The 22,780-nt window shown below is 65.3% G+C and carries 19 protein-coding genes; 15 read left to right on the top strand and 4 right to left on the bottom strand.

All coding sequences use genetic code 11. The features are described 5' to 3' along the window. The first annotated feature begins 119 nt into the window (after positions 1 to 119). Complete coding sequence (tesB, locus tag JQ633_RS15235; protein WP_211985851.1) at positions 120 to 980, top strand: acyl-CoA thioesterase II; 861 nt, start codon at positions 120 to 122, stop codon at positions 978 to 980. 19 nt (positions 981 to 999) lie between these two features. On the opposite strand, the gene JQ633_RS15230 is transcribed toward tesB, so the two are convergent. Continuing rightward, entirely contained in the window at positions 1,000 to 1,890 is an 891-nt protein-coding gene (locus tag JQ633_RS15230; protein ID WP_211985850.1) for a DUF4339 domain-containing protein, read from the bottom strand. A gap of 287 nt (positions 1,891 to 2,177) precedes the next feature. Between JQ633_RS15230 and JQ633_RS15225 the strand changes: the two genes are divergently transcribed. The 9 genes from JQ633_RS15225 to JQ633_RS15185 all read left to right on the top strand — a co-directional run bounded on the left by JQ633_RS15225 (position 2,178) and on the right by JQ633_RS15185 (position 13,537). Beyond that, on the top strand, positions 2,178 to 2,516 hold the full coding sequence (locus tag JQ633_RS15225; protein WP_139479558.1) for a P-II family nitrogen regulator: 339 nt from the start codon (positions 2,178 to 2,180) through the stop codon (positions 2,514 to 2,516). A gap of 76 nt (positions 2,517 to 2,592) precedes the next feature. After that, entirely contained in the window at positions 2,593 to 3,909 is a 1,317-nt protein-coding gene (locus JQ633_RS15220) for an ammonium transporter (RefSeq protein WP_211985849.1), read from the top strand. Positions 3,910 to 4,349: 440 nt separating this feature from the next. Continuing rightward, positions 4,350 to 4,688 (top strand): P-II family nitrogen regulator, encoded by a 339-nt coding sequence (locus tag JQ633_RS15215; RefSeq protein WP_029080945.1) that lies wholly within the window; start codon positions 4,350 to 4,352, stop codon positions 4,686 to 4,688. Positions 4,689 to 4,729: 41 nt separating this feature from the next. After that, positions 4,730 to 6,178: an ammonium transporter gene (locus JQ633_RS15210; protein WP_211985848.1), complete on the top strand. Its 1,449-nt coding sequence runs from the start codon at positions 4,730 to 4,732 to the stop codon at positions 6,176 to 6,178. A gap of 231 nt (positions 6,179 to 6,409) precedes the next feature. After that, positions 6,410 to 6,814: a GFA family protein gene (locus JQ633_RS15205; protein WP_211985847.1), complete on the top strand. Its 405-nt coding sequence runs from the start codon at positions 6,410 to 6,412 to the stop codon at positions 6,812 to 6,814. A 1,061-nt stretch (positions 6,815 to 7,875) separates the two neighbouring features. Further along, on the top strand, positions 7,876 to 9,102 hold the full coding sequence (locus JQ633_RS15200; protein ID WP_211985846.1) for an aminotransferase class I/II-fold pyridoxal phosphate-dependent enzyme: 1,227 nt from the start codon (positions 7,876 to 7,878) through the stop codon (positions 9,100 to 9,102). A gap of 16 nt (positions 9,103 to 9,118) precedes the next feature. Further along, the gene (locus tag JQ633_RS15195) at positions 9,119 to 11,611 is read left to right on the top strand and encodes a DNA translocase FtsK (protein ID WP_211985845.1); all 2,493 of its coding nucleotides are present in this window, start codon (positions 9,119 to 9,121) and stop codon (positions 11,609 to 11,611) included. Between the two features lie 95 nt (positions 11,612 to 11,706). After that, positions 11,707 to 12,507: an outer membrane lipoprotein carrier protein LolA gene (locus JQ633_RS15190; RefSeq protein WP_211985844.1), complete on the top strand. Its 801-nt coding sequence runs from the start codon at positions 11,707 to 11,709 to the stop codon at positions 12,505 to 12,507. Positions 12,508 to 12,721: 214 nt separating this feature from the next. Beyond that, on the top strand, positions 12,722 to 13,537 hold the full coding sequence (locus JQ633_RS15185) for an exodeoxyribonuclease III (protein WP_211985843.1): 816 nt from the start codon (positions 12,722 to 12,724) through the stop codon (positions 13,535 to 13,537). Between the two features lie 135 nt (positions 13,538 to 13,672). On the opposite strand, the gene JQ633_RS15180 is transcribed toward JQ633_RS15185, so the two are convergent. Continuing rightward, entirely contained in the window at positions 13,673 to 14,113 is a 441-nt protein-coding gene (locus tag JQ633_RS15180) for a Crp/Fnr family transcriptional regulator (RefSeq protein WP_211985842.1), read from the bottom strand. A 58-nt stretch (positions 14,114 to 14,171) separates the two neighbouring features. Beyond that, positions 14,172 to 14,858, bottom strand: a complete 687-nt coding sequence (locus JQ633_RS15175; RefSeq protein WP_008142830.1) for a response regulator transcription factor — start codon at positions 14,856 to 14,858, stop codon at positions 14,172 to 14,174. Positions 14,859 to 15,104: 246 nt separating this feature from the next. On the opposite strand from JQ633_RS15175, the gene JQ633_RS15170 reads away from it, so the two are divergent. Together JQ633_RS15170 and JQ633_RS15165 are read left to right on the top strand one after the other, a co-directional pair. Continuing rightward, positions 15,105 to 15,644, top strand: a complete 540-nt coding sequence (locus JQ633_RS15170; RefSeq protein WP_211985841.1) for a L,D-transpeptidase family protein — start codon at positions 15,105 to 15,107, stop codon at positions 15,642 to 15,644. Between the two features lie 119 nt (positions 15,645 to 15,763). Next, the gene (locus JQ633_RS15165; protein WP_211985840.1) at positions 15,764 to 16,549 is read left to right on the top strand and encodes a 2-keto-4-pentenoate hydratase; all 786 of its coding nucleotides are present in this window, start codon (positions 15,764 to 15,766) and stop codon (positions 16,547 to 16,549) included. 188 nt (positions 16,550 to 16,737) lie between these two features. Here JQ633_RS15165 and JQ633_RS15160 read toward each other — a convergent pair whose 3' ends face one another. Continuing rightward, entirely contained in the window at positions 16,738 to 17,442 is a 705-nt protein-coding gene (locus JQ633_RS15160) for a YggS family pyridoxal phosphate-dependent enzyme (protein ID WP_211985839.1), read from the bottom strand. A 112-nt stretch (positions 17,443 to 17,554) separates the two neighbouring features. Here JQ633_RS15160 and JQ633_RS15155 point away from each other — a divergent pair, with 112 nt between their 5' ends. From JQ633_RS15155 to lptE, 3 genes are all read left to right on the top strand, one after another. Then, positions 17,555 to 19,246 (top strand): sensor domain-containing diguanylate cyclase, encoded by a 1,692-nt coding sequence (locus JQ633_RS15155; RefSeq protein ID WP_211985838.1) that lies wholly within the window; start codon positions 17,555 to 17,557, stop codon positions 19,244 to 19,246. A 355-nt stretch (positions 19,247 to 19,601) separates the two neighbouring features. Then, positions 19,602 to 22,238: a leucine--tRNA ligase gene (gene leuS, locus JQ633_RS15150; RefSeq protein WP_211985837.1), complete on the top strand. Its 2,637-nt coding sequence runs from the start codon at positions 19,602 to 19,604 to the stop codon at positions 22,236 to 22,238. After that, positions 22,225 to 22,776: an LPS assembly lipoprotein LptE gene (lptE, locus tag JQ633_RS15145; RefSeq protein WP_211985836.1), complete on the top strand. Its 552-nt coding sequence runs from the start codon at positions 22,225 to 22,227 to the stop codon at positions 22,774 to 22,776. The genes leuS and lptE overlap by 14 nt, the downstream gene beginning before the upstream one ends. Positions 22,777 to 22,780 lie beyond the last annotated feature (4 nt).

Below are 22,780 nucleotides of genomic sequence, written 5' to 3'. Positions count from 1 at the left end.
ATAGAAACAAGCCCGAGACGCCGTCATTCCGGGGCGATGCGACAGCATCGAACCCGGAATCTCGAGCTTCCGGCTTCTCGCTACCCCGGAATGACGGGTTCAACTAACGAAAGTCATCCATGTCCAAGAGCCTGATCGACCTATTGTCCATCCTCGATCTCGAGCAGCTCGAGGTGAACCTGTTCCGCGGCAACAGCCCGAAGACCAGCTGGCAGCGGGTGTTCGGCGGCCAGGTGATCGGCCAGGCGATGGTGGCGGCGTGCCGGACCGTCGAGGGCCGGCTGCCGCACTCGATCCATTGCTATTTCATCCTGCCCGGCGATCCGCAGATCCCGATCATCTACCAGGTCGAGCGCCTGCGCGACGGCAAGAGCTACACCACGCGCCGCGTCACCGCGATCCAGCACGGCAACGCGATCTTCTCCATCATGGTCTCGTTCCATGCCGATGAAGAGAGCAACTTCAATCACCAGGAGAAGATGCCGGACGTGCCGCCGCCGGAGAAGCTGACCGCGGAGGAAGTCTCCAAGCAGCCGATGTTCAAGGAGATGCCGGAGTTCATCCGCCGCTACTACGAGAGCGACCGGCCGATCGAGCTGCGCCCGGTCGAGCTCGGCCGCTATTTCGGCCAGAAGATCGACGACGGCCGCATCCATGTCTGGATCCGCACCGCCGCGAAACTGCCGGACGATCCGGCGCTGCATCTGTGCGCGCTGGCCTATGCGTCGGACTTCTCGCTGCTCGATGCCGTGATGGCGCGCTATGGCCGCACGCTGTTCGACCGGCGCATGATGCCGGCGAGCCTCGACCATGCGATGTGGTTTCACCGCCCGTTCCGCGCCGACGAATGGCTGCTCTACGCGCAGGATTCGCCGAGCGCGCAGGCCGGCCGAGGTCTGACCCGCGGCCTGATCTTCAAGCCCGACGGCACGCTGGTAGCGTCCGTCGCGCAGGAAGGCTCGGTGCGCGAGCGACGCTAGCGCATGATCCGGAAACAGCTCACACGCTGACGAAGCCGGTACGCTCGACGACAGCGAATTGCGCAACGAACCAGTTGCCGTACCAGCGCAGCACCCAGGGGATCGGGATCAGGAACGCGCAGGCGATCGTGAACACGATGGTTCGCCACAACACGTCGAGCCCCGACGCGTTGAAGGTGACCTCGCGGCGCGTGCCCTCGATGTTGCGGCAGATCCAGCGCATCCAGGCCGTCAGCACCCAGGCCCAGCCGATGATCGTGATGGCCGAGATCACCATCGCCAGGTACCAGCCGATATAGACGGCAGGGCTGCCCGCGAACGAGATCGGGAGGTCCTGGCCGTTCGAGCTGATCCGGCTGACGAACCAGCGCACGAGCATCCATTGCAGGAATGCCTGCAGCACCAGCGAGAGCAACGAGACGATCGTGCTGTCGGCCAGCCCGGCATAGGCCATCAGGCCGAGCACGATGAAGACGTACCAGATGTCGAGCGGCTGTCCGGTGAAGCCGAGATTGGGCCGGCCCGGCACCTGGATGTTGGGAGTGACCCAGCGATAGAGACCAGTCGCCGTCCACGGCGCGGGGATGACGAGAAACTGGCCGATCACCATCAGCAAAGTGCGGCCGAACAGACCCCAGATCGGAAAATCGGCCGACAGCGCCCCGCCGCTATAGCTCGCCGACGCCACCACCGGCGGCGGCCCGCCGGCCTGCGGATACACCGGCGCCGCCACGCTGCCCGGAACCAGGCCGGGAATTTCGCCGGCCTTCTGCCAGCCCGCCATGCCGTCGGTCCACACCAGCGTGTCGGCCCGCACCATGCCGCGGGCGATCAGGTCGCGGAGCTGAGCCTCCGGCAGGGGACCCTTCTGCTGGCCATCGGCTGCATAAAACCAGTTTCGGTTCGACATTTCTTGTTTCCTCGGGGCGTGCGTGGACACGCTTTAGGGGCAAACAGGCCAACTTGATCGCTGGCCGGGCGGGAAAGCCACATTCTGGCCGAGGGTTTTCGTTCCGTATAGTGAGCGAGCTCACCGCCTGCGCATGTTTTCCGCTTCTACCTGCAAGTTTTTTGTGCCATTTGCCCAGAAAGCTGCCAAATTCGGTGGGCGCAAAAGCCGCCTCCGCAGCGGCAGTTTGCCGCCCCCCGGGGCCCCGGGCGCGAGCGAAAACCCTCGAGGGAATGAAGGCCTGAACCATGAAACTCGTCGTCGCGATCATCAAACCGTTCAAGCTGGACGAGGTGCGCCAGGCGCTGACTGCGATCGGCGTCCACGGCATGACCGTGACCGAGGTCAAGGGCTATGGCCGCCAGAAGGGGCACACCGAGATCTATCGCGGCGCCGAATATGTCGTGAACTTCCTGCCCAAGCTGCGGATCGAGATCGCCGTCGATACCGACCTCGCCGAAAAGGCGGTCGCCGTCATCACCCAGCATGCGCGCACCGGCCAGATCGGCGACGGTAAGATCTTCGTCACGCCGATCGACCACGCCCTGCGCATCCGAACCGGCGAGACCGATCGCGACGCACTGTAATTTTCGACCTAGATCAGCGCCGGCAATGACGTCGGCGAGACACCGTCAAGAAACGACCACACGCCGGGGAATGATGATGGGGGCACGGGCTCTTCGCGCAGCGCTTTCAGCTGCGCCGATCAATGCTGCAATCCTGCTCGCGCTGGGCACGCCGGCCTTCGCGCAAGACACCGCCGGCTCCGGCATCTCTCCCGCCGACACCGCCTGGATGATCGTCGCCACCGCGCTGGTGCTGATGATGACGATCCCGGGGCTGGCGCTGTTCTACTCCGGCATGGTGCGCAAGAAGAACGTGCTGGCGACGATGGCGCAGAGCCTGTCGGCGGTCGCGATCGTCTCGATCCTCTGGGTCACCTTCGGCTACTCCCTGGCCTTCGTCGGCGACGGCCCGTGGCTCGGCGGGCTCGACCGCTGGTTCCTCGCCGGAATGACGATGGACAGCGTCAACCCGGCGGCGAAGACTATCCCGGAAGCGCTGTTCATGCTGTACCAGATGACGTTCGCGATCATCACGGTGGCGCTGGTGGCGGGCTCGGTCGCCGACCGCATGCGGTTTTCCGCTTACCTGTTGTTCTCGATCGGCTGGTTCATCTTCGTCTATGTGCCGCTGGCGCATTGGGTGTGGGGCGGCGGCTTCCTCGCCACGACGGGCACCGTCGACTTCGCCGGCGGCCTCGTCGTGCATCTCTCCGCCGGCGTCAGCGGCCTGGTCGCGGCCAAGGTGATGGGCAACCGCCACGGCTACGGCAACGACAACCTCTCCCCGTTCGATCTGTCGCTCGCGGTGATGGGCACCGGCCTGCTCTGGGTCGGCTGGTTCGGCTTCAACGGCGGCTCGGCGCTGGCAGCCAATTCGCGCGCGGTGATGGCGATCACCGCGACGCACCTCGCCGCCTGCGCCGGCGCGCTGACCTGGGCCGCGATCGAATGGGCGACGCGCCGCAAGCCGTCGGTGCTCGGCATGATCTCGGGCGCGGTCGCCGGCCTCGGCACCATCACCCCGGCCTCCGGCTTCGTCGCGCCCTGGCACGGCGTGATCATCGGCATCATCGCCGGCCTCATCTGCTACTGGGCCTGTACCTGGCTGAAGCATCGCTTCAAATACGACGACTCGCTCGACGTGTTCGGCGTGCACGGCATCGGCGGCATGACCGGCACGCTACTCGCCGGCATCTTCGCGAGCTCGGCGATCGGCGGCACCGCCGGCCTGCTCGAAGGCAATCCGCAGCAGTTGCTGTTCCAGATCTACGGCGTCGCCGTCACGCTGATCTGGTGCGGCGGCGTCACCTTCGTGCTGCTCAAGCTGGTCAGCCTCTTCGTGCCGCTGCGCGTCTCGCTGCAGCAGGAGCTGGAAGGCCTCGACATCTCGCAGCACGGCGAGGCGCTGCAGTAACTTCTCGCACTCCCTCCGTCGTCATTGCGAGCGGAGCGAAGCAATCCATCTGCCAGCAAACGCGGATGGATGGATTGCTTCGTCGCTTTCGCTCCTCGCAATGACGGTTGGACCCGGCTTTGGTCCCTTTGCTCGAACTATCTCGATACCGCAAACCTGCCGCTGCTCTGGGCATGATTATGTCCGGAGTTGGCCATGCCTGCGTTTTGACCATGCCTGATGAGTTTTTAGGCGCGGCGGAATGGCGCAGGGGGCACCCCCTCCCGCAAAGCGGGAAAAGCTCCGGATTCATAATCCGTTAGCGAACGACCGCCGTCTGGCACGGCATTTGATTCTAGGGGTCCCGGCTGTGCCCGCGTCGTGGATGCCCTCCCCGTGGTGAACCTCAGTCGCAATCTCCCGGCGTTCGTTCGCGCCGGGCCCAAGCGGGGATAGGACTCATGAAAATTGTTATGGCGATCATTAAGCCATTCAAGCTGGAAGAGGTCCGTGACGCCCTGACCGCCATTGGCGTTCACGGTCTCACGGTGACGGAAGTCAAAGGGTACGGCCGGCAGAAGGGCCACACGGAAATCTATCGCGGCGCCGAATATGCCGTGAGCTTCCTGCCCAAGATCAAGATCGAGGTCGCAGTGGCCTCCGATCAGGTCGACAAGACCATCGACGCCATCACCTCGGCCGCCAAGACCGGCCAGATCGGCGACGGCAAGATCTTCGTCATCAGCCTCGAACACGCCGTGCGCATCCGCACCGGCGAGGCCGATGCCGCGGCCCTCTGATTTCGCGCTCAAACCTTAGAAGACCTCAGGAGTGAAATGACATGACGTTCAAGCGTCCCTACGGCGCGGGACTGGCGGCCCTTGCAGTCGGCCTGTTTGCCGCGACCGCCGCCTACGCAGAGCCAACCGTCAACAAGGGCGACAACGCCTGGATGCTGACCTCGACGGTGCTGGTGCTGCTGATGACCATCCCGGGCCTCGCGCTGTTCTACGGCGGCCTGGTCCGTTCCAAGAACATGCTCTCGGTGCTGGCGCAGGTGTTCTACACCGTGTGCCTCGTCACCGTGCTCTGGGCCCTCTACGGCTACAGCCTCGCCTTCACCGGCGGCTCCGACTTCATCGGCGGCTTCTCCAAGGCCTTCATGATGGGGATCACCACCGACTCGAAGGTCGCGACCTTCTCGGTCGACGCCAACATCTCGGAGCTGGTCTACTTCTGCTTCCAGATGACCTTCGCGGCGATCACGCCGGCCCTCATCGTCGGCGCCTTCGCCGAGCGCATGAAGTTCGCGGCGATCGCGCTGTTCATCCCGCTCTGGGTGACGCTGATCTACTTCCCGATCGCGCACATGGTCTGGTACTGGCCGGGCCCGGACGCGATCCAGGATGCCGCCAAGGCGCTCGCCGCTGCGGCTGACGGTGCGGCCAAGACCGCGGCGCAGGCCAAGCTCGACGAGATCAACGCCGACGCGGGCTGGATCTTCAAGAAGGGCGCGATCGACTTCGCCGGCGGCACCGTGGTGCACATCAACGCAGGGATCGCCGGCCTCGTCGGTGCGCTCCTCATCGGCAAGCGCGTCGGCTACGGCAAGGAGCTGATGGCTCCGCACTCGCTGACCATGACCATGATCGGCGCCTCGCTACTCTGGGTCGGCTGGTTCGGCTTCAACGCCGGCTCCAACCTCGAAGCCAATGGCGGCGCCGCGCTCGCCATGACCAACTCCTTCGTGGCCACGGCCGCGGCGGCGCTGTCCTGGATGTTCGCCGAATGGATCATCAAGGGCCATCCCTCGCTGCTCGGCGCGCTCTCGGGCGCGGTTGCGGGCCTCGTCGCGGTGACGCCGGCGGCCGGTTACTCCGGTCCGATGGGCGCCATCGTGCTCGGCCTCGTGGTCGGCGTGGTCTGCCTGTTCTTCTGCACCGTCGTGAAGAACGCGCTCGGCTATGACGACTCGCTCGACGTGTTCGGCGTCCACTGCGTCGGCGGCATCGTCGGCGCGCTCGGCACCGGCATCCTGGTCAACCCGGCGCTCGGCGGCGCGGGAATCATCGACTACACCGCGATCCCGCCGAAGGTCGCCGACTACGACTTCATCGCGCAGATGACCTCGCAGGCCTGGGGTGTCGGCACCACGCTGGTGTGGTCGGGCATCGGTTCGGCGATCCTCTACAAGATCGTCGACGTGATCGTCGGCCTGCGCGCCAACGTCGAGACCGAGCGTGAAGGCCTCGACATCACCGAGCACACGGAGCGCGCCTACAACATGTAAAATTAACGGCTCCGAAGGGCGGTTAATTTGGGTTCTCCCCGGGCGCGACCTCCCCAAGCGGTCGTTCCCAGAACTACGGTTCGGGCACATACCCGGCAATGCCCGGACCGTTGAGGGGCTCCAGCGCAAGTTGGAGCCCCTTTCTTTTTGCCCGCGCTTGAGAAAAAATTGTCAGGATAACGTGCCACCGTCGAACAAAGCGGCGGGCCGACAACAACCTGGGAGGACGTCATGAAGCTTGCGGGCGGATGCTATTGCGGCAAGGTGCGCTATGAGGCCGAGGGCGAGCCGATGATGGCGGCGCAGTGCCTGTGCCGCGAATGCCAGTACATCACCGGCGGCGGGCCGAACATGTTCATGGCGATGCCGACCACCGGCTTCAAATACACCGCGAGCCAACCCAAGCAGTTCACCCGCACCGACCTCGAACGTGCGGTGACGCGCGAGTTCTGCGCCGAATGCGGCACGCATCTGGTGACCAAGGTGCCCGGCCTGCCCGCCACGATCCTGAAGGTCGGCACCTTCGACGACCCGTCGGTGTTCACTCCGCAGATGACGATCTACACCTGCGACAAGCAGACCTTCCATCACGTGCCCGACGGCAAGCCGTCGTTCGAGAAGCTGCCGGCACGGTAGGCGCGGCATATCCAGGACGTAGGTGCGCAGCCCCGATGGGGCGAAGCGTAATCCGGGAGCGGGGTCGCCACGGGAGAGGCCGGCCCCACGCTTCGCTGCATCCGGGCTGCGGGATCTGTCGGCCGCCGGTCAGGGCGGCCCTGGTTTCAAATGAACAAGGCGAACGCGGCGATGGCGATGGGACAAAGTCCCAACAGAATGATGCCCGCTCGAAGCATGAACTCTGACACAGCGCACCCCGCACAAAGAGCACTTAACATATGTTAAGCCGGGGTGGCGGGGGCGGATAGTGCAGTTTGTGCCAGTGCGTCTCTAGGTAACGAAGACGACGAACAGAAGCATCGCGACAAGCGCAATTGAGGCGTAGCCCGCGATGGCGATCCAGTCCCGTGTCATGCCCGGCAAGGTGAGCCTCGCGACCGTGCGCGGGTTGATACAGGTCAACCCGCCCGAAAAATTCAGACTGCGGCCTGCCGAGACGTCGGGACCTAGCCTTCGGGCGGCTTCAAGCCGCGCAAAAATCCATCCGCGGTGTGATCCTTGAGCGGGTCCGGACGATCGCAATGGAAGCACTGATAGATGCGCCCGCCATTGCCGCCCGGTGGCAATGCCAATTCCATTTCGCGCCCGCATTTCGGGCAATTCTTATCGGTCGGTCCCATAGCTCGTTGCAGCGATTGAATAATCCATGTCGCAGCAATGTGCCGATCAGCGGACGCGACGAAATAACCTATGTTGTAGTTCGACTAAAAGCTGAGGCTCCCTAACCACGGAGCGAAGTCGCCTCCTTCCCCACAACTGTCATCGCCCGGCTTGACCCGGCGATCCAGTACGCCGCGGCCTCTCGGCCCAAGCACTGCTGCCTCTGGAATACTGGATCAACCGGTCAAGCCGGGTGATGACACCGCGTTGTTGGCAGGCAATCGCGCGACAAACTCGGCGAACGGCCCCTGCCGCCGATGGTTAATCGCGTCTTAACCTCGCCCTATCTATGGTGACTTGATCGGTTTACGGTCGGCCCCCCTCACCCCGATCGCAGTGAAAGTGCTGGCGCTTCAAACATGGCAATGACCGCCTCATCCGGCGTGGCGCAGGGCGCCGGCAACGTCGCATCCGCCGGCCAGGCCGAGCGCTCCCCCTTCGTGCGGACCACCGAGCTGCTGGCCCCCTACCAGCCGGCTAAGCCTTTGATCACGCTGTCAGTCGGCGAGCCGCAGCATCCCGTGCCCGACTTCGTCGGACCGGTGCTGGCAAAGCACATTGCCGATTTCGGCCGCTACCCGCTGGCCAAGGGCATCGAGCCGTTCCGCCGCGCCGCCGCGACCTGGCTCGGAAGCCGGTTCCAGTTGCCGCGTCCGGTCGATCCGGAGAGCGAGGTGCTGGTGCTCAACGGCAGCCGCGAGGGGCTGTTCTTTGCCGCGATCACCGCCGCACGCCATGTCGCCCCGCGAAAAGGCCGGCCGGCGATCCTGATGCCGAATCCGTTCTATCCGGCCTATGGTGCCGGCGCCCGCGCCGCCGGCTGCGAGCAGATCCATCTGCCGACCACGCTCGCCAACGGCTTCCTGCCCGACCTCGATGCGATCGACGACGCGACCTGGGCGCGCACCGTGGCGTTCTTCATCGCCTCGCCGGCCAATCCGCAAGGCTCGGTCGCCTCGCGTGGCTACTTCACGCGGCTGAAGGAGCTCGCCGACCGGTTCGGCTTCATGATCCTGTCCGACGAGTGCTATTCGGAGATCTATACCCGCGAAGCGCCGGGCAGCATGCTGGAATGCGCTGGACCCGACTTCAGCAATGTGGTCGCCTTCCAGTCGCTGTCGAAGCGCTCGAACCTGCCGGGCATGCGGGTCGGCTTCGCCGCCGGCGACAGAAAGTTTCTGACCGCCTTCCTCGAGCTGCGCAACGTCGCTGCACCGCAGGTGCCGGTACCGTTGCAGCATGTGGCGGTCGCCGCCTATGGCGACGAGGCGCATGTCGAGGAAAATCGCCGGCTCTATCGCATCAAGTTCGATCTTGCCGACCAGATCCTCGGCAGCCGTTACGGCTACAAGCGGCCAGCCGGCGGCTTCTGCGTCTGGCTCGACGTCTCCGACCGCCGCAGCGACGAGGCCGTGACGGTGCAGCTCTATCGCGACGCCGGCGTGCGGGTGATTCCCGGCAGCTACCTGGCGCGCGAACAGAGCGACGGTTCCAATCCCGGCGCGGGCTACATCCGCCTTGCGCTGGTCTCCGACAGTGACTCCACGGCCGAAGCATTGCATCGGCTGGTCGAAACCCTGGGTTAATCGCGAAGCGCGAAGATTGAGTATGCCTGCGATCGAACGTGTCATCCCCCTGGTCGGCCATCTGCCGCTCTCGCTGCGCGAGGCGCTGGCGCGGCGGCTGCGCGAACTGACCGGCCTCGGACTCATTGCGCTGTCAGGCCTCATCGCCGCGGCAATGATGACGTGGTCGGTGCAGGATCCCTCGCTGAGCCACGCCACCTCGCGCGCGATCCGCAACGTGGTCGGTTATCCCGGCGCAATCGGCGCCGATCTGCTGATGCAGATCCTCGGGCTCGGCGCGATCATGCTGATCCTGCCCGTCGCGGTGTGGGGCTGGCGGATGCTGACGCATCGGCCGTTCGACCGCGAGGCGCTGCGGCTCGGCTACTGGATCCTCTGCACCGCGCTCGCGGCGGGCTTTGCCAGCTGCTGGCCGCACAACACCGCCTGGCCGCTGCCGACCGGGCTCGGCGGCGTGGTCGGCGATGCGCTGCTGCGGACGCCGGCCGTCGTGTTCGGCCCGCCCGGCTTCATCTATCGCGTGGTGCTCGGCCTCGTGCTGTTCGTCGCGATGGCCGCGAGCTTCCTGTTCGCCTGCGGCTGGGGCGCCAAGGAGCAGGACGACGAGCTGACGCCGATCACGGATGACGACGAGCCTTTCGTCGAGGAGGACGAGGGCGACCGCAGCTCGGTCTCGCTGGGCTGGCTGTTCCACGCGCTGATGAGCGCCAAGGCACGGCTCGGCTGGCTGTTCACCACCGCCTACAAATCGCTGGTGTCGAGCGCCTCGCAAGGCCGCGCTGCAGCGTTCGAGCGGCAGGAGCCCAATATCGGCAGCGGCCGCGCCGCGCCTTCGATCGCCCCCGCCGAGCATGATGAGGACGAGGACGACGCCGAGCACTTCGACCATGGCGGCGATGATGAGAAAGAAGAGGACGAGGAAGACGAAGCTCCGGTCGCCCGTGCCCCGCGCAAGAAGGCCGAGCCGAAGCCGAAGAAGAAGAACTCGGACAAATTCGAGCTGCCTTCGGTCTCTGTCCTCAGCGCGCCGAAGGCGAGCGACCGCCAGCCGTTGAGCAAGGCCGAACTCGAAGCCAACTCGCGCTCGCTGGAAGGCGTGCTGCAGGACTTCGGCGTGCGCGGCGAGATCGTCAAGGCCAATCCGGGCCCCGTCGTCACGCTGTACGAGCTCGAGCCGGCGCCCGGCATCAAGTCGTCGCGCGTGATCGGCTTGTCCGACGACATCGCACGCTCGATGAGCGCGCTGTCGGCCCGCGTCGCCGTCGTCGCCGGCCGCAACGCGATCGGCATCGAGCTGCCCAACGCGCATCGCGAGAAGGTTTATCTGCGCGAGCTGCTGGTCGCCAAGGAGAGCACCGAGTCGGTGGCGAAGCTGCCGCTGTGCCTCGGCAAGACCATCGGCGGCGATCCCGTCATCATCGATCTCGCCCGCACGCCGCACATGCTGATCGCCGGCACCACCGGCTCCGGTAAATCGGTCGCGATCAACACCATGATCCTCTCGCTGGTCTACCGGCTGCGTCCGGATCAGTGCCGCCTGATCATGGTCGACCCGAAGATGCTCGAACTGTCGGTCTATGACGGCATCCCGCATCTGCTGACGCCCGTCGTCACTGATCCGAAGAAGGCGGTGGTGGCGCTGAAATGGGCCGTGCGCGAGATGGAAGAGCGCTACAAGCGCATGGCCAAGCTCGGCGTCCGCAACATCGACGGCTACAACCAGCGTCTCGTCGAAGCCAAGGGCAAGGGCGAGGAGCTGACCCGCACCGTACACACCGGCTTCGACAAGGAGACCGGCAAGGCGATCTACGAGGAAGAGAAGCTCGACCTCGAGCCGCTGCCCTACATCGTCATCATCGTCGACGAGATGGCCGACCTGATGATGGTCGCCGGCAAGGACATCGAAGGCGCGGTGCAGCGCCTCGCCCAGATGGCGCGCGCCGCCGGCCTGCACGTGATCCTCGCTACCCAGCGCCCGTCGGTCGACGTCATCACCGGCACGATCAAGGCCAACTTCCCGACCCGCATCGCCTTCCAGGTGACGTCGAAGATCGACAGCCGCACCATCCTCGGCGAGATGGGCGCCGAGCAGCTGCTCGGCCAGGGCGACATGCTCTATATGGCCGGCGGCGGCCGCATCAGCCGCGTGCACGGCCCGTTCGCCTCGGACGAAGAAGTCGAGAAGGTGGTGCGTCACCTCAAGACGCAAGGCGCGCCGGAATATCTCGAAGCGGTCACCGCGGAAGAGCCTGCCGAGGGCGAGGACGGCGCGGTGTTCGATGCCACCGGCATGGGCGGCGACGGTGGCGGCGACCTGTTCACGCAGGCGGTTGCGATCGTCAAGCGCGACCGCAAGGCGTCGACCTCCTACATTCAGCGGCGGCTGCAAATCGGCTATAACCGCGCCGCTTCGCTGATGGAACGCATGGAACTCGAAGGCATCGTCGGTCCGGCGAATCACGCCGGAAAACGTGAAATCCTGGTCGGCGAGGAAGAGGGCCAGTTCTGACCAAACTCCACGGAAAAGCCATATCCGCCTCGGAACAGGCACGGTAAAGTCGCAACCCAGCGGGACGAGCCTCGAACAGAGACCTGACACATCTGATGGCAAAACACTTCACTCTCCGCGGCTCGCGCCATGCGCTGGCATTCCTCGTCTCCGCCGCGCTCGCCGGCGCGGCTGCCGCACAGAACGTGCCGACGCCGAAGGCTGCGCCCAAAGGTCGCGACGGGGCGCCGCAGTCCAGCGCGCAGGACAAGGGCCCGGCCACCACCGGCGCCACCCAGACGCCACCGAACCCGGTCATTCCCGATCCTCGCCGCAACGTGCCCGCCAACATCTTCCAGACCTTCGACGCCAACCAGAAGGCGCAGGCCGCCAAGGTCTCGGCCTATCTGTCCTCGCTGCAGACGCTGGTCGGCAACTTCGTGCAGGTCGGCCCCGACGGCACCAAGACCAAGGGCGATTTCTACATCCAGAAGCCCGGCAAGGTGCGCTTCGAATATGACGATCCGAGCCCGATCGAGATCGTCGCCGACGGCTCCTCGGTCGCGGTGCGCGACCGCAGGCTCGCGACGCAGGACATCTATCCGCTGTCGCAGACGCCGCTGCGCTATCTGCTGTCCGACCGCATCGACCTGATGAAGGACACCAACGTCGTCAGCGTCACCGCCGATGACGTGTTCGTCAGCGTCACCATCGAGGAAAAGCAGGCGCTGGTCGGCACCTCGCGCCTGATGCTGATGGTCGGCGCCAAGGACGGCAAGCTCAAGCAGTGGACCGTCACCGATCCGCAGGGCTACGACACGACGGTCGCGGTCTACAATCTCGACGCGACGCAGAAGCCCGACCCGGGCCTGTTCAAGATCGACTTCACCACCTACCCCGGCGCCTCGCCGGGCTGACGGTCTCCTCTCCCTCGCCCCGCTCTTGCGGGGAGAGGGTCGGGGTGAGGGGCTGCCTCCGCAAATTCGATAGACGTGAGTGCGTGGTGAATCCCCCTCACCCGGATCGCATCTCCGATGCGATCCGACCTCTCCCCGCAAGCGGGGCGAGGTGGCATCCCGCCTGTGGACAAGGCGTCGGCCACACCGCGAACCGTGCTAAGACGCGCATCTCATGCGGTTCTCCGTCACCACCTGGAACATCAATTCGGTGCGCCTGCGCATCGACATCGTCGCCAAATTCATCAAGGCGACGCGGCCGGATGTGCTGTGCCTGCAGGAAACCAAATGCATCGACGATGCGTTTCCGCTGAAGCGCTTCAAGCGGCTCGGCTATGAGCACGTCGCGCTGAACGGGCAGAAGGGCTATCACGGCGTCGCCATCATCTCGAAGCTGCCGTTCGAGAGCACCGACATCAGGACGTTCTGCGACAAGATCGACTCGCGGCACATCTCTGTTTCCTTCGGTGAAAAAGCGCAGCTGGCAAAGCCGCTGGTGCTGCATAATTTCTACGTGCCGGCGGGCGGCGACATTCCCGATCCCGCGCTCAATCCGAAGTTCGAGCACAAGCTGCAATTCCTCGACGAGATGAAGTCGTGCGAGCCGCTGCATCCGCGCGGCGACGATCGCCACATCCTGGTCGGCGATCTCAACGTCGCGCCGCATGAGAACGACGTCTGGTCGCACAAGCAGCTGCTCAAGGTGGTCTCGCACACGCCGGTCGAGACCGAGAAGCTGCTCGCCGCGCAGGCCCACGGCGAATGGTTCGACATCGCGCGCGAGCGGATTCCGATGTCGGAGAAAGTCTACACTTGGTGGAGCTACCGCGCCGCCGACTGGACCGTCGGCGACCGCGGCCGACGGCTCGACCACATCTGGGTGTCGCGCGCGCTGAAGGATTCCGTCAACGACTTCACCATCACCCGCGACGCCCGCAGCTGGGAGCGCCCGTCCGACCACGTGCCGGTGACCGCGGTGCTGGAAGTTTGAGGCCAGATCAAGACCCGTCACCCTGAGGAGCGCGTAGCGCGTCTCGAAGGGTCGACGGCCACCAGCCGGGCCGTTCACCCTTCGAGACGGCCGCGTTGCGGCCTCCTCAGGATGACGGATCGTTGAGCAGAGGCATCACGTGCTGAGCTTGGCGCCCGCCATCAATATGTCGCTGGCAAGCTGGCTGGTGCGCATCGCCATTTCATCGCGCAGCCGTCCCGCGGCGGCGGGGTCGCTTTCCAGCACGCGCTGGAACAGGCTGCGCGCGACGCGGATCACGGAGGCGCGTTCCAGCGCGGTTGCGGTCGAGGGCCGCTTCATCGCGACGATCAGTGCGAGCTCGCCGATCAATGCGCCAGGGCCGGCGACGATCTCGGCGCCGCCCTCCTCGACGCGGAACGAACCGCGCTGCACGACATAGCCGGCATCGGCATCGTCGCCGGCCTTGAACAGCACATCGCCGGAATTGAAATCGCGCTGCTCGGAGCCGATCGCCAGCATGCGCAAGGAGCTGTCGCCCAACAGACGCATCGTCGGGACCTGATCGAGCAGGGCTACATCATCATCGATCGACATTCAGGGCCGGTGACCGGAAACGCGCCTCGATTTCACGAATCGTTGAGCGCGAAGCGTATCACGGCACCAGCTTGTAGCCACCGGCTTCCGTGACCAGGATCTCCGGATTGGCGGCGTCCTTCTCGATCTTCTGGCGGAGGCGGTAGATGTGGGTTTCCAGCGTGTGGGTGGTGACACCGGAGTTATAGCCCCAGACTTCCTGGAGCAGGGTCTCGCGCGACACCGGCATCTGGCCGGCGCGGTAGAGGAAGCGCAGGATCGCGGTTTCCTTCTCGGTCAGCCGCACCTTGCGGGCATTGGCCGCGGTCAGCATCTTGGAGCCGGGCCGGAACGAGTAGGGGCCGACCGAGAACACCGCGTCCTCGCTGGCCTCGTGCTGGCGCAGCTGCGCCCGGATCCGGGCCAGCAGCACCGCGAAGCGGAACGGCTTGGCGACATAGTCGTTGGCGCCGGATTCGAGGCCCAGGATCGTGTCGGAATCGGTGTCATGACCGGTCAGCATGATGATCGGGGCCTTGAAGCCGCCCTTGCGCAGGGAGCGGACCACTTCGCGGCCGTCGGTATCGGGCAGGCCGACATCCATCAGGACCAGATCGGGAGAATTGGCTTTGGCGGCGCTGGCGCCCTTGGCGCCGGTGTCGACTGCGGAGGCTTCGAACTCCTCGTGCAGCGACAATTGCTCGACCAGCGTATCGCGCAGATCGGTATCGTCATCCACGATCAAGATCTTGCGGGCATTGGCCATAGATAGAATCCTTCGAGGGCAGGCGGGGCAGCCGGAAGCGGAACAGGCGCTTGTGGGCGCTCTCCGGTAGATATGACTTCAGGTAGGCGATTGTTACCGATTCACAAGGCGATGCAGTTTACCTCAAAATCGGCAGGCGAGGCGTGAATGTCCTGTAATCCCCGTCAGATAGGCCGATCGCCGCTTTGAAGGCAAGTTTGGTTTGGAATGATTCTGAAAGGAAGGCCAGCCATTTCAATCACTTATATGACAGATGTGCGTGATCGCCCGCTGGCATCCGTTCATGTTCGCCGCGCTGCCGGCGATCCGCGCCGGGGCTGGCTGACGGCGGATGGCTGGGTGGTGCCGGTGGCGCTCGGCCGCGGCGGCATCCTCGCCAACAAGCGCGAGGGCGACGGCGGCACACCGCGCGGCGTCTACCATCCGCGGAGGTTGTGGTGGCGCGCCGACCGCTTCCAGCGGCCACGGACCTTCCTGCCGACGCGGCCGATCCGTCCCGAGGACGGCTGGTGCGAGGACCCCGCCGACCGTCACTACAACCAGCCGGTCCGCCTCGGCCGCGAGCACAATGGCGACCGCCTGACGCGCGCGGATCATCTCTACGATTTCATCGTCGAGATCGACCACAACGCCGCGCCGCGCATCGCCGGCCGCGGCAGCGCCGTGTTCCTGCACCTGGCGCGGCCGAACTTCTCGCCGACCGCCGGCTGCGTGTCGATGACGAAGCAATCGATGCTGCGGCTGTTGCGAAGGATGGGGCAGGGGACGAAGATCGTTATCGGGTAGGTGTGCGAAGCGTCGCGGAAATGACAGAAGAGAACGTAGCGCTCTATCCGCGTCATTGCGAGCGAAGCGAAGCAATGACGGAGCCATCTACCAAAGCGCAATACAACCAGGACACACTCATGCTCGACAACAACGCGATCGCAGCGGCGTCGAAAGTTCTCAACGACCACTGGCAGGGCGGCACCAAGCTCGGTGCGCTCGACGATACGATTCGCCCGCGCGATCGCAGCGACGGCTACGCAGTGCAGGCTGCACTCGAAAAAACCTCGCGCGAAAAACTGTTCGGCTGGAAGATCGCAGCGACCAGCGCCGCCGGGCAGAAGCACATCAATGTCGCGGGGCCGCTGGCCGGACGCATTCTCGCCGAGACCGTGATCGCCGATGGCGGCACCGCATCGATGAAGGGCAACGAGATGCGCGTCGGCGAGCCGGAGTTCTGCTTCCGCATGGCGCGCGACCTGCCGCCGCGCGCTGCGCCCTACAGCGTGCGGGACGTGCTCGACGCGGTCGGCACGCTGCATCCGGCGATCGAGATTCCGGACTCGCGCTTCGCCGATTTCGCCTCCGCCGGCGAGGCGCAGTTGATCGCCGACAACGCCTGCGCGCATCTGTTCGTGCTGGGCGAAGCGACCGCCGCCGACTGGCGCGCGATGGATCTGATCGAGCAGCGTCCGACCATCACGCTGCGCGGCGAGCGCTATATCGGCCACGGCAAGAACGTGCTCGGCGATCCCCGCGTCGCGCTCGCCTGGTGCGCCAACGAGCTGCGCACGCTCGGGATCACATTGCGGGCAGGGGAGGTGGTCACGACAGGCACCTGCCACCCGCCGCTGCCGATCACCGCCGGCGATCTGTTCGCGGTGGATTTCGGCGTACTGGGAAAGGCGTCGGTGAAGTTTGCGTGAGGCGCCCTCGCGCCACACACTCACTGTCGTCCCTGGGGCAGGCGACCAAACCAACACCGTCATCCTGAGGCGCGAGCGGAGCGAGCCTCGAAGGATGGATCGGCCCGACTGGCGGCCGTCGCCCCTTCGAGACGCGCTCCGCGCTCCTCAGGGTGACGGGACTGGTGGGGCGCATAAACCGACACGCGTCAGGGATGCGGCGCCGTCCGCGTCCCGAAGATCGCCGAGCCCACGCGCACATGGGTCGCGCCCATCTGGATCGCGGTCGCGAAGTCCGCGCTCATGCCCATCGACAGACCGGTCAGTCGGTTTCGCGCGGCGATCTTGGCGCAGAGGGCGAAATGCGGTGCCGGCGCCTGGTCGACCGGCGGGATGCACATCAGGCCCGAGATCGACAGGCCGTAGGTATCACGGCACGCTGCGATGAAGGCGTCGGCGTCCGGCGGCGCGACCCCGGCCTTCTGCGGCTCCTCGCCGGTATTGATCTGGACGAACAGTTCCGGCTGCTTGCCCTGATTTTTGATTTCCTTGGCTAACGCTTCGCAAATGCTGGTGCGGTCCACCGAATGGATCGCGTCGAACAGCGCGACCGCCTCCTTGGCCTTGTTCGACTGCAGCGGCCCGATCAAATGCAGCACGAGGCCGGGATGGGATTGCATCAAGGCCGGCCACTTGCCCTTGGCCTCCTGCACGCGATTTTCGCCGAATACGCGCTGTCCGGCGTCGATTATCGGGGAAATTGCATCGGCCGCGAATGTTTTCGACACCGCGATCAGCGTCACCGACGCGCGATCACGCCGCGCTTCCTTGCAGGCGCGCACGATCTCCTGCTCCACGGCGGCAAGGCCGCTTGGTGAATCCGCTGCTAACGGCGTGGTTCGGCTCTGCATCATGTTTGTGCCGTTCTCTGACAGGCTGCGGGGGTTTTCTCCGAATTTTACCAAATTCGGGAAAGGCTTTTTGAAGCCCTTCATCCTACCCTTGGCGCAAGGGGCAAGGGACTCGATGTCGGGCCTGACTTTCAACCGCAACCGCGTCAAACTCAAGAAGGTTCTGGGAATTCGTGCCCGGTTGGCCTTGCTTGCGTTGATGCTGGTCGCGCCCTTGATGCTGGACCGCGTCCGCACCCTGGAGGATTCCCGCGCCAAGCAAGTGGCACAGGCCGCGGAAGGCTACGCCAATCTGACCAGCCGAGCTGCCGAGACCCAGCGCGAGGTGGTGTCCTCGGTCGAGACCATGCTGAAATCGGCTGCCTATATCAGGGCGTCCGGCGGCATCGCGCGGAGCTGCGAGCTGCTGCGCGCCAGCCTGCCGACCGTGCTGCCGTGGATCCGCAGCATCATGTTCGTCTCGCGGGACGGGCTGGTGCAGTGTTCCACCCTCAACACCCAGGTCGGGCTCAACCTCGGCGACCGTGAGTATTTCAAGAAGGCGCAGGAATCGCGCGGCTTCGTGTTCAGCGACTATCTGTTCGGCAAGACCAACGGCCGGCCGATGATGATGGCCGCCTATCCGGTATCCGCCATCAATCCGGAGCAGGATGCCGTCGTCGTCGCCGGCATCAATATCGACTGGCTGTCGCAGATCATGGCCAATCTCGGCGGCCAGCCGGGGATGTCGGCGGCGCTGGTCGACAGCGCCGGCGTCGTGATCGCCGCGCCGGCGGATCATGCCAGCATGGTCGGACGCTCGCTCGACACCGTGCCGCTGATGTCGGCGATCGCAGAGAAGGCGCTGAGCTATGACGAGCCGTCCGGCTCGGTGTCATTCACCGCGGCCGACGGCGCGCAGCGCACGCTGAGCTTTGCCCGCATTCCCGGAACGCAGGCCCGGCTGATCGTCAGCATGGATGAAGCGAGGGTCACGGCGGCGATCAACCGCGAGATCCGCACCGCCTATCTGCAGCTCGGCTTCGTCTGCCTGTTCGTCCTGCTCGGCGCCCTCGTTGGCGCGGAGCGGCTGGTCATCCATCCGATCGAGCTGATGACCGGCATGGCTCGGCGGTTCGGCGAGGGCGACTGGTCGGCGCGCGTTGCCAAGAACAAATTGCCCGCGGAGTTCGTGCCGCTGGCGCGTGCCTTCAACGCCATGGCCGCGCAGCTCAGCCAGCGCGAGCGCGAGCTCGTCGCCTCCAACGACCGCCTCACCGTGATGGCCTCGATCGATGCGCTGTCGGGCCTTGCCAACCGCCGCGGCTTCCAGAGCCGGCTCGATTTCGAGTGGATGCGGGCGCAGCAATATGATTGCGAGCTGTCGCTGATGATGATCGATGTCGATCACTTCAAGCTCTACAACGACACCTACGGCCATCCCGAAGGCGACGCCTGCCTGACGCGGATCGGCGAGACGCTGGCCGGAATCGCCGCCGACACGATGGGCTTCGCCGGCCGCTATGGCGGCGAGGAATTCTGCCTGCTGCTGCCGAACACCGACGCGATGCATGCGCTCGCGATCGGCGAGACCGTACGCACCGCCGTGCTCGGCCTCGCCGTGCCGCACGCCACCTCGAGCCACGGCATCGTCACCGTCAGCGTCGGCGTCGCCACCACCAGGCCGAACGAGATCCTGCGCCCGGGCGATCTGATCGAAGCGGCGGATGCCGCGCTCTACGCTGCCAAGCGCCGCGGCCGCAATGCCGTGATCGAGCACGGCTTCCTGCAAACGCTCGACGAAGCCGGCATGGCGCTGGCGAGCTGAGGGCATCGCCCATCCTCCGCTGTCATCGCCCGCTTTGACAGGGCGATCCAGTACGCCGCGGCCCATCGGCTCAACGATGACTGCCTCTGGAATACCGGATCACCCCGTCAAGCCGGGCGATGACGCCTTGTCGTGTGGCGAGCGATCCGCAACAAAGGGTTCCGCCAGCGGCCCCAATCATCCATATGAAGCCGTGTCGGCCGGGACCTGCGGCAGCGGCAGGGCCGCTACGCCCGCGGATAGGGCGTTTGGCGGCCCCAAACCGTTGACCCAATGGGCGTTTCTATGGCCTAGTCCGCCGTCCTTTGATGGGACCCGGAAACCACCCAAAGCCACCCAGAATCCCTGCGATTTCATGACCTCTGAACGCTACAACGCCCGTGAATCCGAGCCCCGCTGGCAACGCCTGTGGGACGAGAAGGCGATCTTCGCCTCCAAGAACGACGACACGCGGCCGAAATACTACGTGCTCGAGATGTTTCCCTATCCCTCGGGGCGCATCCATATCGGGCATGTCCGCAATTACACGCTGGGCGACGTGCTGGCGCGCTTCATGCGGGCCAAGGGGTTCAACGTGCTGCACCCGATGGGCTGGGACGCGTTCGGCCTGCCGGCGGAGAACGCCGCGATCGAGCGCAAGGTGGCGCCGAAGGCCTGGACCTACGACAACATCGCTGCGATGAAGAAGCAGCTGCGGTCGATCGGACTGTCGCTGGACTGGTCACGCGAATTCGCGACCTGCGACCCCAGCTACTACAAGCATCAGCAGAAGATGTTCCTGGACATGCTGCGCGCCGGCCTCGCCGAACGCGAGAAGCGCAAGCTGAACTGGGACCCGGTCGACATGACCGTGCTCGCCAACGAGCAGGTGATCGACGGCCGCGGCTGGCGTTCGGGCGCCATCGTCGAACAGCGCGAGATGAGCCAGTGGGTCTTCAAGATCACGAAGTACTCGCAGGAGCTGCTGGACGCGCTCGACGGGCTGGACCGCTGGCCCGACAAGGTGCGGCTGATGCAGCGCAACTGGATCGGCCGCTCGGAAGGCCTCCTGATCCGCTTCGCGCTTGATACCGCGACGACGCCGGCCGGCGAGAGCGAGCTGAAGATCTTCACCACGCGGCCGGACACGCTGTTCGGCGCCAAGTTCATGGCGATCTCGGCGGATCATCCGCTGGCGCAGGCGGCGGCCGCGAAGAATCCCAAGCTCGCGGAGTTCATCGCCGACATCAAGAAGATCGGCACCGCGCAGGAGATCATCGACACCGCCGAGAAGCAGGGCTTCGATACCGGCATCAAGGCGGTGCATCCGTTCGACCCGAGCTGGAAGCTGCCGGTGTACGTGGCGAACTTCGTGCTGATGGAATACGGCACCGGCGCGATCTTCGGCTGCCCGGCGCACGACCAGCGCGACCTCGACTTCGTCAACAAATACGATCTCGGCAACGTGCCGGTGGTCTGCCCCGAAGGCCAGGACCCGAAGACGTTCGTCATCACCGACGTCGCCTATGACGGCGACGGCCGCATGATCAATTCGCGCTTCCTCGACGGGATGACCATCGATCAGGCCAAGGAAGAGGTTGCCAAGCGGCTGGAGAGCGAGCTGCGTGGTAACGCGTCGGTCGGCGAGCGGCAGGTGAACTTCCGCCTGCGCGACTGGGGCATCTCGCGCCAGCGCTATTGGGGCTGCCCGATCCCGGTGATCCACTGCCCGAAATGCGACGTGGTGCCGGTGCCGGACGACCAGTTGCCGGTGGTGCTGCCCGAGGACGTCAGCTTCGACAAGCCGGGCAACGCGCTCGACCATCACCCGACCTGGAAGCACGTCAGCTGCCCGCAATGCGGCGGCAAGGCGGTGCGCGAGACCGACACGATGGACACCTTCGTCGACTCGTCCTGGTACTTCGTGCGCTTCACCGATCCCTGGAACGAGACCGCGCCGACCACGCTTGCGGTGGCCAACCGGATGATGCCGGTCGACCAGTATATCGGCGGCGTCGAGCACGCGATCCTGCATCTGCTCTACAGCCGCTTCTTCACCCGCGCGATGAAGGCGACCGGCCATATCGACATGGCCGAGCCGTTCGCCGGCATGTTCACCCAGGGCATGGTGGTGCACGAGACCTACCAGAAGGCCGACGGCAGCTGGGTCACCCCGGCCGAGGTAAAGGTCGAGGTGGTCGGCACCGAACGGCGCGCGACGATGCTCGAGGGTGGCGAGGCGGTCACGATCGGCCCGATCGAGAAGATGTCGAAGTCGAAGAAGAACACCGTCGACCCCGACGACATCATCGCCAGCTACGGCGCCGACGTCGCCCGCTGGTTCATGCTGTCGGACTCGCCGCCGGATCGCGACGTGATCTGGAGCGACGAGCGGGTGCAGGGCGCCTCCCGCTTCGTGCAGCGGCTGTGGCGGCTGGTGAATGAATCGGCCGAGATCGCCAAGGCGGCGCCGGCGGCCCGGCCGGCCGCGTTCGGCGCCGAAGCGCTGGCGCTGCGCAAGGCCGCCCATGGCGCGCTGGACAAGGTGTCCGGCGGCATCGAGCGGCTGCATTTCAACGTGTGTCTCGCCCATATCCGCGAGTTCGCCAACGCGCTGGCCGAGGTGCTCGCCAAGGGATCTGAAAAGGGGGACAAGCCGGCGGTGGATACCGCTTGGGCGGTCAAGGAAGCCGCCGTCATCCTGGTTCAACTGTTTTCGCCGATGATGCCGCATCTGGCCGAGGAGTGCTGGGCGGTTTTGGCCCAGAACGGGCTGGTTTCGGAGGCCGATTGGCCGCAAATCGAACGCGATTTGCTGGTCGAAGACAGCGTGACCCTGGTGGTCCAGGTGAACGGTAAAAAACGAGGTGATGTTACCGTGCCACGCACCGCCCAAAATGCGGATATAGAGGCTGCCGTTTTGGCGCTCGATGCGGTAAAAGTCGCCCTTGGCGGCAAACCTGTCCGCAAAGTGATCGTAGTGCCCATGAGGATCGTCAATGTCGTTGGCTAGGATCAGGATCGCTGCCCGGCTCGTAGCCGTCGCCGCCTTGGCTGCGCTGACGGCCGGCTGCTTCCAGCCGATGTATGCCGAGCGCACCGACGGCACGCCTGCCCTGCGCGAAAAGCTGATGGGTGTCGAGCTCCCGCCGGTCGACAAGCCGAACGCCTCGCGCGAGGCCCGCGTCGGCGTCGAGATCCGCAACGCGCTCGCCTTCAAGCTTTACGGCACCGCCACCGGCATGCCGCCGACCCACAAGCTGGTGCTGCGGTTCAACTCTGGCCGTTCCTCGCTGATGATCGACCCGAACACCGCACTGCCGACCAGCGAAAACTACTCGATCGACGCGCAGTTCAACCTGATCGAGATCGCCTCCAACAAGTCGGTGATGACCGGCACCACCTTCTCGCGCGTGTCCTACGACATGCCGGGCTCCTACCAGCGCTTCGCCCGCACCCGCGCCTTCCGCGACGCCGAGGACCGCGCCGCGCAGGAGATTGCCGACAACATCCAGACCCGGCTGGCCTCGTTCTTCGCCACCGGGACCTGATCAC

Source organism: Bradyrhizobium tropiciagri (assembly GCF_018130505.1).
In the GTDB taxonomy this organism is placed as follows: Bacteria; Pseudomonadota; Alphaproteobacteria; order Rhizobiales; family Xanthobacteraceae; genus Bradyrhizobium; species Bradyrhizobium tropiciagri_B.
The sequence above is the reverse complement of the archived record's forward strand: the minus strand, read 5'-3'. Positions and strand labels throughout refer to the sequence as shown.

Coding starts and splice junctions, on each gene's coding strand:
- JQ633_RS15190 (WP_211985844.1), top strand. CDS start 11,707: ATGGCAAAACACTTCACTCTCCGCGGCTCGCGCCATGCGCTGGCATTC.
- JQ633_RS15230 (WP_211985850.1), bottom strand. CDS start 1,890: ATGTCGAACCGAAACTGGTTTTATGCAGCCGATGGCCAGCAGAAGGGT.
- JQ633_RS15180 (WP_211985842.1), bottom strand. CDS start 14,113: ATGTCGATCGATGATGATGTAGCCCTGCTCGATCAGGTCCCGACGATG.
- JQ633_RS15165 (WP_211985840.1), top strand. CDS start 15,764: ATGCTCGACAACAACGCGATCGCAGCGGCGTCGAAAGTTCTCAACGAC.
- tesB (WP_211985851.1), top strand. CDS start 120: ATGTCCAAGAGCCTGATCGACCTATTGTCCATCCTCGATCTCGAGCAG.
- JQ633_RS15175 (WP_008142830.1), bottom strand. CDS start 14,858: ATGGCCAATGCCCGCAAGATCTTGATCGTGGATGACGATACCGATCTG.
- JQ633_RS15170 (WP_211985841.1), top strand. CDS start 15,105: ATGACAGATGTGCGTGATCGCCCGCTGGCATCCGTTCATGTTCGCCGC.
- lptE (WP_211985836.1), top strand. CDS start 22,225: ATGTCGTTGGCTAGGATCAGGATCGCTGCCCGGCTCGTAGCCGTCGCC.
- JQ633_RS15205 (WP_211985847.1), top strand. CDS start 6,410: ATGAAGCTTGCGGGCGGATGCTATTGCGGCAAGGTGCGCTATGAGGCC.
- JQ633_RS15200 (WP_211985846.1), top strand. CDS start 7,876: ATGGCAATGACCGCCTCATCCGGCGTGGCGCAGGGCGCCGGCAACGTC.
- JQ633_RS15160 (WP_211985839.1), bottom strand. CDS start 17,442: ATGATGCAGAGCCGAACCACGCCGTTAGCAGCGGATTCACCAAGCGGC.
- JQ633_RS15220 (WP_211985849.1), top strand. CDS start 2,593: ATGGGGGCACGGGCTCTTCGCGCAGCGCTTTCAGCTGCGCCGATCAAT.
- JQ633_RS15155 (WP_211985838.1), top strand. CDS start 17,555: ATGTCGGGCCTGACTTTCAACCGCAACCGCGTCAAACTCAAGAAGGTT.
- JQ633_RS15210 (WP_211985848.1), top strand. CDS start 4,730: ATGACGTTCAAGCGTCCCTACGGCGCGGGACTGGCGGCCCTTGCAGTC.
- JQ633_RS15185 (WP_211985843.1), top strand. CDS start 12,722: ATGCGGTTCTCCGTCACCACCTGGAACATCAATTCGGTGCGCCTGCGC.
- JQ633_RS15215 (WP_029080945.1), top strand. CDS start 4,350: ATGAAAATTGTTATGGCGATCATTAAGCCATTCAAGCTGGAAGAGGTC.
- leuS (WP_211985837.1), top strand. CDS start 19,602: ATGACCTCTGAACGCTACAACGCCCGTGAATCCGAGCCCCGCTGGCAA.
- JQ633_RS15225 (WP_139479558.1), top strand. CDS start 2,178: ATGAAACTCGTCGTCGCGATCATCAAACCGTTCAAGCTGGACGAGGTG.